This is a genomic window from Bacillus cereus group sp. BfR-BA-01382, assembly GCF_022663475.1.
GTDB lineage: Bacteria > Bacillota > Bacilli > Bacillales > Bacillaceae_G > Bacillus_A > Bacillus_A thuringiensis_S.
The window spans coordinates 1-244 of sequence record NZ_JAKUFQ010000401.1 but is presented as its reverse complement, the minus strand read 5'-3'; the positions used below and the strand labels follow the sequence as shown (position 1 = coordinate 244).

Below are 244 nucleotides of genomic sequence, written 5' to 3'. Positions count from 1 at the left end.
AGGTCCCCAAGGTCCTACAGGGGACACAGGGGCAACGGGAGCGCAAGGTCCCCAAGGAGTTCAAGGGATACAAGGCCCAACGGGAGCTACAGGAGCAACAGGAGCGACAGGTCCACAAGGAATTCAAGGCCCGCAAGGAATCCAAGGCCCAACAGGGGCTACAGGAGCAACAGGTTCCCAAGGACCAACTGGAAATACAGGCCCAACAGGTTCACAAGGAATACAAGGTCCAACTGGTCCAACA

General features: G+C 57.0%; 1 pseudogene. It reads left to right on the top strand.

Annotated features, from left to right (window positions below):
- Positions 1-244, top strand: a pseudogene (locus MR160_RS34490) (hypothetical protein); the annotation flags it as partial.